Origin of the sequence: Pseudomonas sp. SORT22, assembly GCF_018417635.1 — a bacterium.
Classification (GTDB): domain Bacteria; phylum Pseudomonadota; class Gammaproteobacteria; order Pseudomonadales; family Pseudomonadaceae; genus Aquipseudomonas.
Genome location: NZ_CP071007.1, coordinates 1,512,451 through 1,530,688, shown reverse-complemented (window position 1 = coordinate 1,530,688; position 18,238 = coordinate 1,512,451). Strand labels below are relative to the sequence as shown.

The following is an 18,238-nucleotide window of genomic DNA, read 5'->3' as shown; positions in this document are numbered from 1 at the left end:
TAATTGTCGGCCAGGAGTGTTCCCCGATATGCCCGAACTGCTCAAATCCCGCGTCGAAACCTGTTACCAGCAAGCCGAAACCTTTTTCAAACGGCCCTTCCCGCGCCCCGAAGTCAGCTTCAAGCTGCGCGGCCAGAAGGCCGGCGTCGCGCACCTGCACGAGAACCTGCTGCGCTTCAACCTGCAGCTGTACCGCGAAAACAGCGAAGACTTCCTCAAGCAGACCGTACCCCACGAGGTCGCCCACCTGGTGGCCCACCAACTGTTTGGCGAGCGTATCCAGCCCCATGGCGAGGAATGGCAGCTGATCATGCGCGGCGTGTACGAGCTGCCGCCACACCGCTGCCACAACTACGCGGTCAAGCGCCGCACGGTCACCCGCTACATCTACCGCTGCCCGTGCGCTGGCAGCGACTTCCCGTTCTCGGCGCAACGCCACAGCCTGGTGCGCCAGGGGCGGCGCTACCTGTGCCGGCGCTGTCGCCATACCCTGGTGTATAGCGGCGAGACCCGGGTGGAGTAAAAGCATCGCGGGGCAAGCCCGCTCCCACCCCATCTGCAGGAGCGGGCTTGCCCCACGATGAAGCCCCCGCAGACACAAAAAAGCCCATCCAAAGATGGGCTTTTTGCATTACAGCGCCTGCCGGTTAGCGAGCAGGGCCTTCAGCCACACCGAGGTCATCCATCGGGCGGGTGTCGGTCAGCGGCGAGCCGCCGGACGCCAGCTCGGCGTGCAGCTTGTCTTCGTCCAGTTCCTTGACCCACTTGGCCACGACCACGGTGGCCACAGCGTTGCCGATCAGGTTGGTCAGGGCGCGGGCTTCGGACATGAAGCGGTCGATGCCAAGGATCAGCGCCAGGCCGGCAACCGGCAGGTGGCCAACGGCCGACAGGGTTGCGGCGAGGACGATGAAGCCACTACCGGTAACGCCGGCAGCACCTTTGGAAGCCACCAGCAGCACCAGCAGCAGGGTGATCTGGTGGGTGATGTCCATGGTGGTGTCGGTGGCCTGGGCGATAAACACCGCGGCCATGGTCAGGTAGATCGAGGTGCCGTCGAGGTTGAACGAGTAGCCGGTCGGGATCACCAGGCCAACCACGGATTTCTTCGCGCCCAGACGCTCCATCTTGGTCAGCATGCGTGGCAGCGCCGACTCCGAGGAGGAGGTACCGAGGACGATCATCAGCTCTTCACGGATGTAGCGGATCAGCTTGAGGATGCTGAAACCGTGGGCGCGGGCGATACCGCCGAGCACCACCAGGATGAACAGCACGCAGGTGACGTAGAAGCAGATCATCAGCTGGCCCAGTTGCACCAGCGAACCGACGCCGTACTGGCCGATGGTGAAGGCCATGGCACCGAATGCACCGACCGGCGCCAGCTTCATGATCATGTTGATGATGTTGAACATGACATGGGCGAAGCGGTCGATCAGGTCCAGCAACGGCTTGCCATAGGCACCCAGGCGATGCAGGGCGAAGCCGAAGATCACCGAGAACATCAGCACTTGCAGGATGTCGCCGTTGGCGAAGGCGCCGACCACGGTGTTGGGGATGATGTTGAGCAGGAAGCCGACGGTGGTCTGCTGCGCGCCGGCGGCGGCGTAAGCGGCCACGCTGCTGGCGTTGAGGGTGCTGACATCGATGTGCATGCCGGCGCCAGGCTTGACCACGTTGACCACCACCAGGCCGATGATCAGGGCGATGGTCGAGACAATTTCGAAGTAGAGCAGCGCGTAGCCACCGGTCTTGCCAACCGATTTCATGTTCTGCATGCCGGCGATGCCGCTGACCACGGTACAGAAGATGATCGGGGCGATGACCATTTTGATCAGTTTGACGAACCCGTCACCCAGTGGCTTCAGGGCCACGCCGGTTTCAGGGTAGTAATGGCCCAGCAGGATACCGATGGTGATCGCTACTAACACCTGGATATACAGCGATTTGTACAGTGGCTGACGCGTCGTCATGGCTAATTCCTCAAGGGTACCGGCTCATCCTTCCCAGGATGCGGGGTACCTAAAGCGCGAACCCTCCTGCACTGGAGGGATTTGTTGTGTCGAGCTGCCTGGCAGAACTCTGATGAGTCCATAGCAAGCCCGATGCCAAAATGCGCTTTAACGGTGCAAGCCCCGGTTTTACGGGGCTGCGATGCACAAAGAGGTTGCAGGTCGAGGGGCTGGGGTTGGCGGATTTCCGCACGCCATGCAAAAGTTTGTGACAATGATGGCGGTAATCCGCCTAGGTATTTCGCTCCAGCTCAAAACGGATGCGAAAGGCCGCACCGCCCAGCGGCGAGTCATCGAGGGTCAGGGTGGCGTCGTAGCTTTCGATGATGTCCTTGACCACCGCCAGGCCAATGCCCTGCCCCGGGTTCTGCCGGTCGAGGCGCTCGCCACGCTGGAGGATGCGTTCGCGCTGGTCGGGCGGCACGCCCGGGCCGTCGTCCTCGATGCACAGCACCACCTGTGCCTCATTGGCCTGCAGGCTGATGCGAACCTGGCCCAGGCACAGGCGGTAGGCGTTCTCCAGCAGGTTGCCGAGCAACTCGAGCAAGGCGCCCTGCTCCATGGGCACCATGGCGTTGGCCGGCACGTCCACGCTGATGTGCACATGTTTGTCGCGGTAGACCTTGGCCAGGGTGCTGCACAGGCTGTCGAGCAATGGTCGCAACTGCACCTGGTGGCGCACCAGGCCGCTCTTGCGCAGGCTGGCGCGCTGCAACTGGTAGTCGATCTGCTGGCTCATGCGCTCGATCTGGCTTTGCAGCACCCGCGCCTGCTCACGGTCTTCGCGGCGCTGGGCCATGCTCTCACTGACGCCCTGGAGCACGGTCAACGGGGTTTTCAGGCTGTGGGCCAGGTCCCCGAGCGAATCCCGATAGCGCCGGCGCTGCTCGCGTTCGCTGCGCAGCAGGCGGTTGAGCGAGTCGGTCAGGCGCAGCAACTCCCGCGGGTGCTCACCGCTCAGGCCTTCGCGGGCACCGGATTCGACATCATCAAGCTCGCGGCTCATCTGCCGCAGCGAACGCAGGCCCCAGGTCAGGCCGGCCCAGAGCAGCACCAGCAACGCCAGCAACGCCGCGCCAAAGCCCAGATAGAGTTTTTCGCGCAGGCCGTCGAGGGTGTGCTGGTATTCACGCACCGGTTGCAGGGCGACGATGCTGAAGGCGGCGGTCTTGCCGCCAAGCAGCTTGACCTCGACGTCGTAGACGAAGAACTCCTCGCCGTTGTCCTGGCGAATCCGCGCAAATTCGTTGCCGCGCCCGTCGTAGCGCGGGGTGTAGTTGATGTTCTCATCCGCCGTGGCCCGTGAGCGCCACACCAGGTTGCCCTGGCGGTCGTAGATGTAGCCGAGCAGGCGGCTGTCGGGCAGGTTGAATTTCTCGTCGGGCAACAGCACCGGCATCTGCAGGTTGCCTTTCTCGATGCGCGCGGCGGAAATCAAGGTAGTGACGTCCGAGGCCAGGCGCTGCTCGATCGATTCCTGCAAGGCCAGGCTGAAGGCCTTCTGCAAGGCCGGCAGCAAGCCGAGCATGAACAGCAGCGCCAGCACCGCAGCCGCCAGCATCAAGCGCAGTCGTAACGAACGGATCATCGGCAACGCTCGGTGAACAGATAACCCAGGCCGCGGACGGTATCGATCGGCTTGAAGCCGTTGCTGCCCTCAAGCTTGCGCCGCAGGCGGCCGACCAGCACCTCTATGACATTCGGGTCGCGCTCGTCATCGTCCGGGTACAGCTGCTCCATCAGGCGGTCCTTGGCCACCACCTGCTGGTGATGACGCATCAGGTACTCGAGGATGCGGTATTCATAAGCGGTCAGCGCCAGGGGTTGTTCGTCGAGGGTTGCCTGTTTGCGATTGAGGTCGAGCACCAGCGGACCGGCAGCGATGGTCGACTGGGTAAAGCCGCTGGAGCGGCGCAGCAAAGCGTTGAGACGGGCTTCGAGTTCTTCGAACTGAAAGGGTTTGACCACATAGTCGTCGGCGCCGGCGGCCAGGCCTTCGACCTTGTCCTGCCAGTTACCACGGGCGGTGAGGATCAGGATCGGGAAACTCTTGCCCTGGGAACGCAATTGGCGGATCAGGTCGAGCCCGCTCATGCCCGGCAGGCCCAGGTCGATCACCGCCAGGTCATGGTTGAACTGCTCGGCCTGGTACAGGGCCTCCTCGGCATCGGCCACCGCTTCGACCACATGCCCGCTTTCCGTCAAGCGGCTGTACAAGTGATGACGCAAGAGTGCCTCATCCTCGACCACCAGCAGTTTCATACGCTCCTCCAGACCCGTGCCGGCCTTCATTGGCCAGTCAATTTTGTAGACGAATGCAGAATAACAGCGAACCGGCCGTGCGCATGCAGGCCGGTTCGGACATCGCCAGGCGACTTAGAACGCGTAGTTGGCCGACAGGTAGGTCTGGGCGCTGCTGTTCAGGCGCAGGCTGCCGACTTTCGGACCGTCATGCTCGGACAACTCGGTGCTGGCGTTGCTGCGCAGGTAACGGTAGCCCAGTTCCACCGAGGCATTGTCGCTGACTTGCTGCAGCACGCCGGCTTGCAGGCCGATGGCGTAACCGGTGTCGGTGTCGCGGCTGTAGCCGGAGGATTCCATGCTCATCTTGGTCAGGCCGGCGCTGGCGCCACCGAACAGCTTGGTGGTGTTGCCCAGCGGGTAGAACATGTCGTAGCTGCCCAGGAGGTTTTCCTGGCGTACTTTCAGGCCGCTGTGGTCGTTGGAGACGTTGTCATAAGTCAGGTAGTAGCGGCCCTGGTCGTTCATCTGGCCGACGCGGATGCCGTAGCTGCTGTCCTTGCTGATGATACCGTCGGTGTTCAGGTGATCAGTGTTGCGGGTCAACAGGCCGGACTTTTTCATCTTGTCGCTGGTCTGACCATAAGTGACGCCGGCGAAGGTGGTGTCAGCGGCCTGGGCGGCGGCGCTGGCGCCAAGGAAAGCAACGGTGAGCAGCAGGGTGTTGAGCTTTTTCATCGTGTGGTACTCCAGGTGATGCACTGTGTTGGTGTGGAAGCTAGAGTAAGCAAGCCCTCCTGAACCGCCGCTGAACCCTGGCTGAACCTCGGCTGAACAGCTGCACTGAGAGCAAAACCGACTGCAATCAAGGAGTACGACCATGCGTTGTCTGCTCGCTCTGGCCCTGATCGGTGCCGCCAGCCTGGCCCAGGCGGCGGTGCAAACCCGTGAGATTCCCTACCAGGATGCCGATGGCAAGCGCCTGGTCGGCTATTACGCCTACGACGACGCCGCCGAGGGCAAACGCCCGGGCGTGGTGGTGGTGCATGAATGGTGGGGGCTCAACGACTATGCCAAGCGCCGCGCCCGCGACCTTGCCGGGCTTGGCTACAGCGCCCTGGCCATCGACATGTATGGCGACGGCAAGCACACCGAGCACCCGGCCGATGCCCAGGCGTTCATGGCTGCCGCGCTGAAAGACCCGAGCGCGGCAGCCGAGCGCTTCGATGCCGGGGTTGAACTGCTCAAGCTTCAGCCACAGACCGATAAAGAGCAGATCGCCGCCATCGGCTACTGTTTCGGCGGCAAGGTGGTGCTCGACGCCGCGCGCCGTGGTGAAGCGCTGGCCGGGGTGGCCAGCTTCCATGGTGCGCTGGTCACCAACACGCCGGCGACAGCGGGCAGCGTCAAGGCCAAAGTGCTGGTAGAGCATGGCGCCAGCGACAGCATGGTGACCGCGGAGCAGGTGGAGAAATTCAAGGAAGAAATGGACGCAGCCGGGGCGACCTATGAGTTCGTCAGCATTCCCGGGGCCAAGCACGGCTTTACCAACCCCGATGCCGACCGCCTCAGCCATGGCGAGCATGGCGGGCCGGATATTGGCTACAACAAGGCGGCGGATGAAAGCTCGTGGGCGGACTTGCAGGCGTTCTTCAAGAAGATCTTCACTAAAGGTTGACCCCCGGCAGGAGCGGGCTTGCCCCGCGATAGCGGTGTGACAGACACGCCGCTAGCGCGGGGCAAGCCCGCGCCTACACCGTGACACGTTGGCAGCAGCCACGGCACAATACCGGCCATGAACCGACTGCCCACCTGCTGCGCCCCGCTCCTGCACCACTGGCCCCTGCCGCGTCCGGTCCCCGGCGCGATCCTGGTCAGTTGCCCGTTCGACCCCGCCCTGCTTGCCAGCGACGACTTCGCTCGCGCCGGTATCGAGCAAACCGCCAGCCTGCAACGCTCGGTGGCCAAGCGCCAGGCCGAGTACCTGGCCGGCCGGGTGTGTGCCCGCGCCGCCTTGATGCAGCTCGATGGCCGCGACTATGTCCCCGGCACCGATGAAGACCGCGCGCCGATCTGGCCGGCCGGCATCTGCGGCTCGATCACCCACGGCAAAGGCTGGGCCGCCGCCGTGGTGGCGCGCAGCAGCGATTGCCAGGGCCTGGGCCTGGACCAGGAATGCCTGCTCAGCGACGAGCGCGCCGAACGCCTGGCCCGGGAGATTCTTACCGACGCCGAACTGCAGCGTATGGACCCCGGCCAGGTGGGCCTGACCGTGACCCTGACCTTCTCGCTGAAAGAAAGCCTGTTCAAGGCGCTCTACCCGATCGTCAAGCAGCGCTTCTATTTCGAGCATGCCGAAGTGCTGGAGTGGTCCGCAGACGGCCATGCGCGCCTGCGCCTGCTGACCGACCTGTCGGCGCACTGGCACCACGGCCGGGAGCTTGAGGGGCAGTTCTGCCTGCAGGATGACCAGCTGTTGAGCCTGATCAGCGTCTGAGTTTCAGGGCAGCAACGGGCAATGCTCGCAATGCCCGACCCAGTTGACCTTGTAACTCAGGCAGCAGGTGCGGCGCCGACGCCGTCCTCGAGCATCCTGGCTGACGGCGGCATACAAAGGGCTGCCGGGCGTTGACAGCAGCACCTGCAAGCCTGAGCTGTCGCCACTGCCTTGCAGCAGTTGATCCAGGCAATCACCGGCATTGCCCCACAACACCGCCGTTGCCAGCGCGCCCCGCTCGGCCAGGCGCGCAACCAGCGGTTGCAGATGCTCAGCCAGCAAGTCCTGGCAGGGGGCGCCGTCGGCGATCAGCGCAAGCGGCAAGCCGCGCTCATCCAGCAGCAGCGATGTCTGGCTGAAAGCCGCCAGGCTTGCACCCTCGCGCAACGTCCGCCAGAGCAGCGCGAAATAGTACTTGGACCACTGCGAGACCAGCACCGGCCGCTGCGCTGGCATCAGTTCGGGGCCATACAATGCCAGCAGCAAGGCATCGAAGCGGGTTTCGTCGAGCAACGCCTGCAGGGTGATCGGCGAACTCATGCGCCGTCCTGGTTGCGCGGCCAGTTGAGGCTGAAGCAGGCGCCGCCCAGGCGCTCGCTGCGCCCCACAGACGCCCGCCCGCCATGCCAGTAAATGATCCGCCGCACGATAGACAAGCCCAGGCCATGCCCGCCAGAGGCACGCGTGCGGCTGTCGTCGAGGCGGGTAAAGGGGGTGAAGATGCGCTCCCAGACGCTTTCCGGCACGCCGGGGCCATCGTCCTCGACATCGATCCGGCACCGTTGCAGGCCCAGCTGATAGCTGAGGCTGACCTGTGATTCGGCGTGGCGCATGGCATTGCTGACCAGGTTCTGCAGCGCCCGGTGCAGGTAGCGCGGCTCGGCCTCGACCCACGGCCCCTGCCCGTCCGGGCCCTTTTCGCCGCCCTGGCAGGGACCGCGCAGCACCCGCACCTCGCGGCGCAGCGGCGCCAGCTCGGCGATCACCTGGTCGAGCAAGGCATCCAGGTCGACGCGCTGGAAATGCAGGGCCGGCGCGCCCTGCTCCAGGCGCGCGTAGGTGAGCATCTCATCGACCAGCTTGTCGAGGTCCTGGATATCGCCGTCCATGCCGGTCAGGTACTTGTCCCGGGCCTGGTCACTACTGGCGCTGGCGATCATCTCCAGGCCAAAGCGCAAGCGCGCAACCGGCGTGCGCAGCTCGTGAGACACCGCCCGCACCAGCTCGCGCTGGATGGTCAGCGAGCGCTGCAGGTGTTCGGCCATGCCATTGAACGCTGCGGCCAGGCGCCCGACCGAGTCGGCGTCGTCGGCCGCCACGCGGGTTTCCAGGCTGCCCTGGGCGATCAGCGTTGCCGCGGCCTCAAGCCCCGACAGGCGTCGCTCCAGCTGGCGCACCAACAGGTAGACGATCAGGCCGATCAGGCACAGGCCCAGCACCGCAATCAGTACCAGCAACTGCGGCGGATAGGGGTTCATCTGGTACAGCGGGCCGATTTCCAGTACCCAGGGCGTGCCGACCAGGCCGGCGAACACGCGGATCGAGTCACCGTCCTTGCCCAGGGCCATCACCGTGTCGCCTTCATCGATGCGCCGGCGCTGGTCTTCGTCCATGTCGGTCTGATTGACCCGCTGCAGGCGCAGGTCGAAGCCAAAACCCTTGCTCTGCTTGAGGGCGGCCAGGCGCTGGGGCTGCTCGGCCACCGGGTAGCGCACCAGTTCATCGGCGAGCAGATAAATAGTGGCGCGGGCCAGTTGCTCGCTGATCTGCTGCACTTCACCGACCAGCAGCAAATCCTGATCACCGACCTGGCGCAGCACCTTGGCCGCGTGCGGGCCGGTCTTCTCGACCAGTACCTGCCCACGCTGCAAGCCGCTGCGCTGGCTACCGTCCAGCGCAGTACTGCTCAGCGCCTGCAACTCCAGGGGAATCCCCAGCAGGCGCTCCCAGATCAACAGCGCGCGCTTGCGCTCGACAGCATCCAGCGGCGCCAGGTTGTCAGCCATCAGGGTAAAGGTGCCGTGGGCCAGGCGTTCGCGGTACTGGCCGGCGCGCACCTCGTTGAGCAGGTGCAGGCTGAGCACGCCAAGCACCGCCACCAGCACCAGGGCGGCGAGCATGCCGCCATAGATGCGCAAAAAGATCGAGTTCATGGCACCTGGCCCATGGCTTGGGCCGCTTCACGAACGAACAGGTAGCCTTTGCTGCGGATGGTCTTGATCATCCGTGGGTGCTCCGGGTCGTCGCCTATTTTCGGGCGGATGCGCGAAATACGCACATCAATGGAGCGGTCCTGGCCGTCATAGCCGACGCCGCGCAGGGAGGTGAAGATCTCCTCGCGCGACAAGGTGCGCCCGGCGTTGCTTACCAGCAGCCATAAAAGGTCGAACTCGGCGCTGGTCAGTTCGATGCCGCTGTCGTACAGCCAGGCCTCGCGCAAGGTGTTATCGACCCGCAACGGGCCGAACTGCAAAGCTTGCGGTACTTGCGGCTCGGCCGCAGCCTCGCTGCGCCGCAGCAGGGCGTTGATACGCGCCAGCAGCAAGCGCGGGCGCACCGGTTTGCACACGTAGTCGTCGGCGCCCAGGTCCAGGCCCTGGACCTGGTCGAGGTCGTCGCTGCGCGCGGTGAGCATCAGGATCGGCCCGGGGTACTGCTTGCGCACCTTGCGGCAGATACTCAGGCCGTCCTCGCCAGGCAGCATCAGGTCGAGGATCACCAGGTCGGGCTGCTCGGCGATGATTCGCGCCGCCGCCCGGGCGCCATCGCCCTCCACGTCCACGACAAAGCCATTGGCCTGCAGGTATTCACGGGTCAGGTCAGCCAGCCGCTGGTCATCCTCGACGATCAATACCCGACTGCTCTGCTCCACGGCTCACCTCAACAGCTTGTTGTTATAAAGAGTGCCCAGATCACCAAAAGGCAACATTGGCCCCGGATACTACGTCGGGTACCGGCGCCTGCCAACCGCCGTTACCCGCAGTAAAAAACCAGTGGGCAAGGCGCTCGGACAAGCCGATTTTTTGTGATAGGGTTCGCGCCCGCAAAATCCGCCTGCGACCCTTTGCCCCGCGAAAAAATCGGTGACGGGCGGTCATTGCGCGCTAAGACGCGGCCTACAAGGGGTTGAGTGAAATCACTCACAAAATACGCACAAGTTATCCACAGACCGCGACCTTGCATTACCCCCAAGACCGCATTATCTTGTATCCCAAGCGAAACAAAACACTACATCTTGGGGTTTCCTGAAAATCCCAAGCACAAGTCAAGCAGAGAACTCAAGCCCTCAACGGCTAGATTTTTTGCTGGAACTTTAGAAGAGATCAGCAGCCAAACCGCTCCTGCGCAGGCTTCCGTTGCAAACCCTTGGAGGGTGTTGTTTCGGGTACGGGTGTTGCAAGCCATCGGCACACCCGACAGCAACAGTTTTGAGTCGTAGATTCAAGACCTTTGACTTCGGCCAGGGAGCGGCAAGCATTTGCCCTAATTCCTGAACTGTCCCGAAGTGAGTATGCCCGACCTGTGCGGCATGCCGGAACGCTCGTTCCTGCGCGCCCTCAAGGTCGGTTGTTGGGCTTTCGGACGGAACGGTTGGCGCTCACAAAGCGCCTAAACATACTTAGAGAACGTGGAGACACCCATGCAAACCGACACAACTCGCGAGAACCCGCAGGCTTTGGCGCCGCAGGCCGCTGATTCGAACCAGGATCTGGCTGCCACCGCTCCGGGCCAACTGCGCGTGATCAAGCGTAACGGCACTGTCGTCGCCTACACCGATGACAAGATCACCGTGGCCATCACCAAAGCGTTCCTCGCAGTTGAAGGCGGCACCGCCGCCGCCTCGTCGCGCATCCACGACACCGTTGCCCGCCTGACCGAACAAGTCACCGCGACCTTCAAGCGTCGCATGCCTTCGGGCGGCACCATCCACATCGAAGAAATCCAGGACCAGGTCGAACTGGCCCTGATGCGTGCCGGCGAGCAGAAAGTCGCCCGTGACTACGTGATCTACCGCGACCAGCGTGCCAAGGAGCGTGCCACCCGTGGCCACGCCGAAGACGCCGGCGTGCAGCCGCACCCGAGCATCCGCATCACCCGCGCCGACGGCAGCCTGGCGCCACTGGACATGAACCGCCTGAACACCATCATCAGCGAAGCCTGCGAAGGCCTGGCCGAAGTCGATGGCGACCTGATCCAGCGCGAAACCCTGAAGAACCTCTACGACGGCGTGGCCCTCACCGACGTCAACACCGCCCTGGTGATGACCGCCCGTACCCTGGTCGAGCGCGAGCCGAACTACTCGTTCGTGACCGCCCGCCTGCTAATGGACACCCTGCGCGCCGAAGGCCTGGGCTTCCTCGAAGTCGCCGAGAGCGCCACCCACCACGAAATGGCCGAGCTGTACGCCAAGGCCCTGCCTGCCTACATCGCCAAGGGTGTCGAGTTCGAACTGCTCAACCCTGCCCTGGCCGACTTCGACCTGGAAAAACTGGGCAAGGCGATCAACCACGAGCGCGACCAGCAATTCACCTACCTGGGCCTGCAGACCCTGTACGACCGCTACTTCATCCACAAGGATGGCGTACGCTTCGAGCTGCCTCAGGTGTTCTTCATGCGCGTGGCCATGGGCCTGGCGCTGGAAGAGAAAGACAAAGAAGCCCGTGCCATCGAGTTCTACAACCTGTTGTCGTCCTTCGACTACATGGCCTCGACCCCGACCCTGTTCAACGCCGGTACCCTGCGCCCGCAGCTGTCGAGCTGCTACCTGACCACCGTGCCGGACGACCTGTCGGGCATCTACCACGCGATCCACGACAACGCCATGCTGTCGAAATTCGCCGGTGGCCTGGGCAACGACTGGACCCCTGTGCGTGCACTGGGCTCCTACATCAAGGGCACCAACGGTAAATCCCAGGGCGTCGTGCCGTTCCTGAAAGTGGTCAACGACACCGCCGTCGCCGTTAACCAGGGTGGCAAGCGCAAGGGCGCTGTCTGTGCCTACCTGGAAACCTGGCACCTGGACATCGAAGAATTCATCGAGCTGCGCAAGAACACCGGTGATGACCGTCGTCGTACCCACGACATGAACACCGCCAACTGGATCCCTGACCTGTTCATGAAGCGCGTCTTCGATGACGGCAAGTGGACCCTGTTCTCGCCATCGGAAGTGCCAGACCTGCACGACCTGACCGGCAAGGCCTTCGAAGAGCGCTACGAGTACTACGAAGCCCTGACCGAGTACAACAAGATCAAGGTGTTCAAGACCATCCAGGCCAAAGACCTGTGGCGCAAGATGCTCTCGATGCTGTTCGAGACCGGCCACCCATGGCTGACCTTCAAGGACCCGTGCAACCTGCGTTCGCCGCAGCAGCACGTGGGCGTGGTGCACAGCTCGAACCTGTGCACCGAGATCACCCTGAACACCAACAAGGACGAGATCGCGGTCTGCAACCTGGGCTCGATCAACCTGCCGAACCACATTGTCGATGGCAAGCTGGACACCACCAAGCTGCAGCGCACCGTCAACACCGCCGTGCGCATGCTCGACAACGTGATCGACATCAACTACTACTCGGTGCCGCAAGCGCGTAACTCGAACTTCAAGCACCGTCCGGTCGGCCTGGGCATCATGGGCTTCCAGGACGCGCTGTACCTGCAGCACATCCCTTACGGCTCCGACGCTGCCGTCGAGTTCGCCGACAAGTCGATGGAAGCGGTCAGCTACTTTGCCATCCAGGCGTCCTGCGACCTGGCCGACGAGCGTGGCGCCTACGAGACCTTCCAGGGCTCGCTGTGGTCCAAAGGCATCCTGCCGCTGGATTCGCAACAGATCCTGATCGAAGCCCGTGGCCAGAAGTACATCGACGTCGACCTGAACGAAACCCTGGACTGGGCACCGGTACGTGCCCGTGTACAAAAAGGTATTCGTAACTCGAACATCATGGCCATCGCGCCGACCGCGACCATCGCCAACATCACCGGCGTATCGCAGTCCATCGAGCCGACCTACCAGAACCTGTACGTGAAATCGAACCTCTCGGGCGAATTCACCGTGATCAACCCGTACCTGGTTCGCGACCTCAAGGCCCGCGGCCTGTGGGACTCGGTCATGATCAACGACCTGAAGTACTACGACGGTTCGGTGCAGCAGATCGAGCGCATTCCGCAAGAGCTCAAAGACCTCTACGCGACCGCCTTCGAAGTGGAAACCAAGTGGATCGTCGATGCCGCCTCCCGTCGCCAGAAGTGGATCGACCAGGCCCAGTCGCTGAACCTGTACATCGCCGGCGCTTCGGGCAAGAAGCTCGACGTGACCTACCGCATGGCCTGGTACCGTGGCCTGAAAACCACCTACTACCTCCGTGCCCTGGCCGCGACCAGCACCGAGAAGTCGACCATCAACACCGGCAAGCTCAACGCCGTCTCCAGCGGTGGCGACAGCGCCCCGGTACAGGCAGCGCCAGCCGGCCCTGCTCCGGTACCAAAGGCCTGCGCGATCGACGAGCCGGATTGCGAAGCCTGCCAATAAGCGCCTGAAGGCCCGCTCCCTGTAGGAGCGGGCTTGACCCGCGAAAGGGCCGGCCCTGCCGCCCCCTTTCCAAAGCGCCGAACAACAAGGTCGGGGCCACCCCAACCTCCCCCGAGGGCCTCAGCCCGGGGAAGCATTCCAAGTTTTTGCGTGCACCGCAGTACCCAACCGCAAGCACCGCAACCAAGATCCACCGGCCATACTGATATGGCCCTCAAGCAGGAGACCCACCATGCTGAGCTGGGACGAATTCGATAAAGACGAAGGCGAAGAAGCCGCCAAAGGCACTACCGCCACTCAAGCTGCTGCCGCAGGCATCGACAAGCTCGATAACGCTGGCGGTGTTGCTGCCCTGGAAGCGCGCGCCGTGACTGCCGACGACTCCGAAGCGGTCAAACGCGCCAAGGCGGCCCTGGACAAACTCGACATCGCCGAAGGCCTGGCTGAGCTGGAAGGTTCTGCTGCCCGCGTCGCGGTTGACGAAAAGCGCATGATCAACTGCCGCGCCGACCTCAACCAGCTGGTACCGTTCAAATACGACTGGGCCTGGCAGAAGTACCTGGACGGCTGCGCCAACCACTGGATGCCGCAAGAGGTCAACATGACCGCGGACATCGCCCTGTGGAAAAACCCGGAAGGCCTGACCGACGACGAGCGTCGCATCGTCATGCGCAACCTGGGCTTCTTCTCCACCGCCGACTCCCTGGTTGCCAACAACCTGGCCCTGGCCGTGTACCGCCTGATCACCAACCCCGAGTGCCGCCAGTACATCCTGCGCCAGGCCTTCGAAGAGGCGATCCATACCCACGCCTACCAGTACTGCATCGAGTCGCTGGGCATGGATGAAGGCGAGATCTTCAACATGTACCACGAGATCCCGTCGGTCGCTAAAAAAGCCGCCTGGGGCCTGAGCTACACCCGCGCGATCTCCGACCCTGAGTTCAACACCGGCACCGTCGAGACCGACAAAGAGCTGCTGCGCAACCTGATCGCCTACTACTGCGTCCTGGAAGGCATCTTCTTCTACTGCGGCTTCACCCAGATTCTGTCCATGGGTCGTCGCAACAAGATGACTGGCGTTGCCGAACAGTTCCAGTACATCCTGCGTGACGAGTCCATGCACCTGAACTTCGGTATCGACGTGATCAACCAGATCAAGATCGAAAACCCGCACCTGTGGGATGCCGAAATGAAGGAAGAAGCCTCGCAGATGATTCTGCAGGGCACCCAGCTGGAAATCGAATACGCCCGCGACACCATGCCGCGCGGCGTGCTGGGCATGAACGCAGCGATGATGGAGGACTACCTCAAGTTCATCGCCAACCGTCGCCTGTCGCAGATCGGCCTGAAGGAAGAGTACCCAGGTACCACCAACCCGTTCCCATGGATGAGCGAGATCATGGACTTGAAGAAAGAGAAGAACTTCTTCGAGACTCGGGTTATCGAGTATCAGACGGGTGGGGCGTTGAGCTGGGATTGATTTCCACGTTCATGTTCGACAACAAAAGGCTGCCGCTAGGCGGCCTTTTTTATTTGTCCTGCTCAAGCCTCAGCGAAACGCCCAAGTACAGTCTCGACAAAGCACCGAAGCTTGGCCGTGCGCTGACGGCTTGCCGTATAGAGCAAATGCATCTGCCGGCTCGGCGGCTGGTAGTCCGCCAGCACCCGCACCAGCTCGCCACTTTGCAGCGCCGGGCGCAGAAAGTCTTCCGGCCCCAGCACAATGCCGAAGCCATCCAGCGCCGCTGCCATCAGCGCCCTACTCTCGTTGACCTGCAAACGGCTGGCGACCTGCACCTTGTGCAGCATATCGCCCTGGACGAATTGCCATTCACGGTCGGCTGGGCGCGACCAGTAGGCGTAGCCCAGGCATTCGTGCTGTTCGAGATCGGCTGGCGTTCGTGGGATACCGTGGGCGGTCAGGTAGCGCGGTGAAGCGCAGGTCACCAGGCGGTAAGGTGCCAGGGGCCTGGCGGTGAGGCTGGAAGTGCCCAGGGGGCCGATGCGAAATGCCACTTCGAAGCCCTCCTCGACCAGGTCGACGAAACGGTCGGTCAGGTGCAGGTCAATTTCGACCTGCGGGTACTGGCGTAGAAAGTCGGTAACCATTGGCATCAGGCTGTAGGAGCCAAAGGTAACTGGCGCACTGACCTTCAGTTTGCCCCGCGGCGTGTCATTCATGATCTGCGCCAGGGAGTCGGCCGCCTGCGCCTCGCTGAGGATATGCTTGCAGCGCTCGTAATAGGCGCTGCCAAGCTCGGTCAGGCTTTGCCGTCGAGTTGTACGGTTGAGCAGGCGCGCGCCCAGGCGATGCTCCAGGGCGGCTACATGCTTGGCCACCATCTGCGGCGACATGCCCAAACGCTGCGCCGCACTGGCGTAGGACCCCTCTTCAGCGGCCATTACAAAGGCGCCCATGCTGGTCAGGCGATCCATCATTCAACACTCCTGGTAACGACACTCGATACAGCTTGGTAATTTATCTACTACTGGTTGCCAATCATCATAAACGCTCCTATCACGCAACGGAGCAAGGACATGCGCATTGGCATAATCGGGGCAGGTTTTATCGGGCGGGCAGTGGCGCAGCTGGCGCTGGCCGCCGGGCATAAGGTGATGCTCAGCAACTCACGGGGGCCGCAGACCATGAGCAGCGTGCGCAGCGGCATTCTCGGCTGCGAAGTGGGCAGTGCAGAAGAAGCTGCACGGTTTGCTGACGTGGTATTGCTGGCAATTCCCTTCGCGCACTACCACAGCGTGCCCGCGCAGTGGCTGCAGGGCAAAATCGTCATGGACGCCAACAACTACTACCCGGACCGCGATGGTCTGTTTCCTGCGCTGGACCGTTTCGAAACCACTACCAGTCGCCTGCTTGCCGAGCATCTGCCGGGTTCGCGGGTAGTGAAGGTATTCAATGCAATTCTTGCCCAGGATTTGGAGAAAGACGCCCGTGGTAGCGGCGCAGCAGATCGGCGCGCCCTGCCTGTTGCCAGCGATGATGATGAAGCGAAATCGGTGGTTAGCAGGCTGCTCGACGACCTGGGTTACGACGCGGTCGATGCCGGGGGCCTGGATGAAAGCTGGCGGTTCGAACGGGCCAAACCGGCTTATTGCATACCTTTTGATGCCGAGGGCTTGAAGCGCGCCCTGGCGCAAGCCGAGCGGGAGGTTGAAGTGCCTGAAGGTGCCTGGCGACGTTGAACAACAGCACTCCAGTTGATCTGATCCGCATTTTGCCGCGCCATCTGAATCTGTTTCGGTAACAGCGCCAGAGCGAAAATAGTCCTGCGCCCCGCTCTACCGGGCGCATTTCGCGACTGCAGCCTGGCGCTGCACCGCAAAACCTTCATCTGGAGCGCTCCATGGGTAAGCTTGCAATCTTCGTCGTGGGTTTTCTGGCGCTGGCCATTGCGATTGGCGCACTCGGTACCATTTCTCCCCTGTAAACAACGCTGCTCTTCAACCTTCTGACTCAAGCCTCCAGCATCGCGTTGACGATGGCGCCGCATCCGCCGCCAACCTGTGCGAAAATAGGGGGCTTTTGTTCATATGTTTGGAGATGTACAGCTTGGTAATGCACTACTCAACCAGCGGCGACGCAGTCGCTTGCGGTCGCGCCGGTAATAACCTCACCAGCACCTCCACCCCTGACCAGGTTTCCTGCAAATCGTGTCAGCGGTCCCTGGTCAAGACGGAGTCGCCTGCGTCGGCCAAGAAATCCACCCCGTCCCTGGCAGAGCTGCGTAAACAACGCATGGCCAAGGCCAGCCCTGCCCCGAGCACGTTCTGCTTCAAGGCCAACTGGCGTGCACGCCTGAGCGCCCTGCCTGGCAGCAGCCGCCTGCCGCGCGGCGTAGCACCTCAGCGATTCGTCTAAGCGCCCCTGCGAAGACACGTGGGGCCGACACGCGGCCCCACGTGACCTTCCCCTCAACGCGGCTGACGATACCCGGCCAGCCAGTGCTCCAGCTCGTCATCCATCCCGCAGCCGATCAGCACCCACAGCAGTACCCGGCATTTGCGCGGACACAAGAAACCCGCCATCAGTGCGCCTTTGCGTTGCAGGTCCATTTCGCCGCCGTCGAAGCCATAGGTGTGATTTGCCGTAGGCCCCGAACCGGTTCGCGAGGCAATAATCACCGGCATCCGGGTGGTGATGTAACCCAAGCACTTGGCCCAGGCTGCCGACACATGCCCGGCGCCGAACCCGGCGATCACCAGCCCTTCATACCCAAGCCCGGCGACTTGCTCGAGCAGCAGGGTATCGGCGGCAAAATAAGCCTCCAGCAGCACCACACGCTGATCCAGGCGCCAGGGTTCGGGTAACGGCTGACGCGGCCGGGTGGGTTTCAGGTAACAGACACGCCCCTCTATCAGCAGGCCTTCGCAGCCGAAGTGCGGTGAGCTGAAAGCCGCCATGGCCAGGCTCTCGGTTTTACGCACATGGGCCGCGGCATGGATCTGATCATTGACCACTACCAACGCACCACGACCGCGGCTCTGCGCATCCAGCGCCACCCGCACCGCTGCCAGCAGATTGGCAGGGCCGTCAGCGCCGGGCTCGCTGGCGGCACGCATGGCACCGGTGAGGATCAGGGGCGCATCGAAGGGCCAGAGCAGTTCGAGAAAGTACGCTACCTCCTCCAGGGTGTCAGTGCCCTGGCTCAGCACCACGGCGTGGGCGCCCTCTTCCACCTGGGATTTGGCCCAGTACAGGACATCGATCAGTTGAATGAACGACAACGAGGCACTGGGTAACAGCTGCAGGGTTTTCGCCGAGATGTGCGCAAGATCTGCAAGCCCGGGCGCGTCGGCGAGCATCTGCAAGCTGTCCAGGCCCGGCGTGACACCTTCGCCTGCCGCTGACTGGAGCATGCTCAGGGTACCGCCCAGGGTTCCTATGGCGAGTTTGGGCAGGGTCATGCGCCAGCTCCTGTAACCAGATGGCAGGCGCGAGAGAGA

General features: G+C 62.8%; 16 protein-coding genes. 7 read left to right on the top strand and 9 right to left on the bottom strand.

What is annotated here, in order from left to right; genetic code table 11:
- Positions 1-28: 28 nt before the first annotated feature.
- Positions 29-523 (top strand): SprT family zinc-dependent metalloprotease, encoded by a 495-nt coding sequence (locus JYG36_RS07170; RefSeq protein WP_045195598.1) that lies wholly within the window; start codon positions 29-31, stop codon positions 521-523.
- A gap of 124 nt (positions 524-647) precedes the next feature.
- On the opposite strand, the gene JYG36_RS07165 is transcribed toward JYG36_RS07170, so the two are convergent.
- The 4 genes from JYG36_RS07165 to JYG36_RS07150 form a co-directional block, all read right to left on the bottom strand.
- Positions 648-1,970 carry a dicarboxylate/amino acid:cation symporter gene (locus tag JYG36_RS07165; protein ID WP_045195599.1) on the bottom strand — a complete coding sequence of 441 codons (1,323 nt, stop codon included), beginning with the start codon at positions 1,968-1,970 and terminating at the stop codon, positions 648-650.
- A gap of 271 nt (positions 1,971-2,241) precedes the next feature.
- Complete coding sequence (locus tag JYG36_RS07160; RefSeq protein ID WP_093380262.1) at positions 2,242-3,597, bottom strand: ATP-binding protein; 1,356 nt, start codon at positions 3,595-3,597, stop codon at positions 2,242-2,244.
- Entirely contained in the window at positions 3,594-4,271 is a 678-nt protein-coding gene (locus JYG36_RS07155; RefSeq protein WP_045195602.1) for a response regulator, read from the bottom strand. Before JYG36_RS07155 ends, JYG36_RS07160 begins: the two co-directional genes overlap by 4 nt.
- Before the next feature lie 114 nt (positions 4,272-4,385).
- A complete protein-coding gene (locus tag JYG36_RS07150) occupies positions 4,386-4,988 on the bottom strand; it encodes an outer membrane protein (RefSeq protein WP_213603469.1) in 603 nt (200 codons plus the stop codon).
- 142 nt (positions 4,989-5,130) lie between these two features.
- Here JYG36_RS07150 and JYG36_RS07145 point away from each other — a divergent pair, with 142 nt between their 5' ends.
- Positions 5,131-5,928, top strand: a complete 798-nt coding sequence (locus JYG36_RS07145) for a dienelactone hydrolase family protein (protein ID WP_093380259.1) — start codon at positions 5,131-5,133, stop codon at positions 5,926-5,928.
- A gap of 117 nt (positions 5,929-6,045) precedes the next feature.
- Complete coding sequence (locus JYG36_RS07140; RefSeq protein WP_093380256.1) at positions 6,046-6,747, top strand: 4'-phosphopantetheinyl transferase family protein; 702 nt, start codon at positions 6,046-6,048, stop codon at positions 6,745-6,747.
- Positions 6,748-6,750: 3 nt separating this feature from the next.
- On the opposite strand, the gene fhuF is transcribed toward JYG36_RS07140, so the two are convergent.
- Genes fhuF through JYG36_RS07125 form a run of 3 tightly spaced genes read right to left on the bottom strand, consistent with a single transcriptional unit; the run spans position 6,751 to position 9,619 of the window.
- On the bottom strand, positions 6,751-7,287 hold the full coding sequence (fhuF, locus tag JYG36_RS07135; RefSeq protein WP_213604364.1) for a siderophore-iron reductase FhuF: 537 nt from the start codon (positions 7,285-7,287) through the stop codon (positions 6,751-6,753).
- Positions 7,284-8,900 (bottom strand): ATP-binding protein, encoded by a 1,617-nt coding sequence (locus JYG36_RS07130; RefSeq protein WP_093380250.1) that lies wholly within the window; start codon positions 8,898-8,900, stop codon positions 7,284-7,286. Before JYG36_RS07130 ends, fhuF begins: the two co-directional genes overlap by 4 nt.
- Positions 8,897-9,619, bottom strand: a complete 723-nt coding sequence (locus JYG36_RS07125; RefSeq protein ID WP_045195610.1) for a response regulator — start codon at positions 9,617-9,619, stop codon at positions 8,897-8,899. The genes JYG36_RS07130 and JYG36_RS07125 overlap by 4 nt, the downstream gene beginning before the upstream one ends.
- Positions 9,620-10,387: 768 nt before the next feature.
- Between JYG36_RS07125 and JYG36_RS07120 the strand changes: the two genes are divergently transcribed.
- Entirely contained in the window at positions 10,388-13,276 is a 2,889-nt protein-coding gene (locus JYG36_RS07120) for a ribonucleoside-diphosphate reductase subunit alpha (protein ID WP_045195612.1), read from the top strand.
- 232 nt (positions 13,277-13,508) lie between these two features.
- Positions 13,509-14,756, top strand: coding sequence for a ribonucleotide-diphosphate reductase subunit beta (locus tag JYG36_RS07115; protein WP_045195614.1), 1,248 nt, complete (start codon positions 13,509-13,511; stop codon positions 14,754-14,756).
- A 62-nt stretch (positions 14,757-14,818) separates the two neighbouring features.
- Here the strand turns inward: JYG36_RS07115 and JYG36_RS07110 are convergent, their stop codons facing one another.
- On the bottom strand, positions 14,819-15,715 hold the full coding sequence (locus tag JYG36_RS07110) for a LysR family transcriptional regulator (protein ID WP_213603468.1): 897 nt from the start codon (positions 15,713-15,715) through the stop codon (positions 14,819-14,821).
- 99 nt (positions 15,716-15,814) lie between these two features.
- On the opposite strand from JYG36_RS07110, the gene JYG36_RS07105 reads away from it, so the two are divergent.
- On the top strand, positions 15,815-16,477 hold the full coding sequence (locus tag JYG36_RS07105) for an NADPH-dependent F420 reductase (RefSeq protein WP_093380247.1): 663 nt from the start codon (positions 15,815-15,817) through the stop codon (positions 16,475-16,477).
- 373 nt (positions 16,478-16,850) lie between these two features.
- Positions 16,851-17,153 carry a hypothetical protein gene (locus tag JYG36_RS07100; protein ID WP_045195772.1) on the top strand — a complete coding sequence of 101 codons (303 nt, stop codon included), beginning with the start codon at positions 16,851-16,853 and terminating at the stop codon, positions 17,151-17,153.
- Positions 17,154-17,206: 53 nt separating this feature from the next.
- On the opposite strand, the gene JYG36_RS07095 is transcribed toward JYG36_RS07100, so the two are convergent.
- Positions 17,207-18,199 (bottom strand): asparaginase, encoded by a 993-nt coding sequence (locus JYG36_RS07095; RefSeq protein ID WP_213603467.1) that lies wholly within the window; start codon positions 18,197-18,199, stop codon positions 17,207-17,209.
- Positions 18,200-18,238 lie beyond the last annotated feature (39 nt).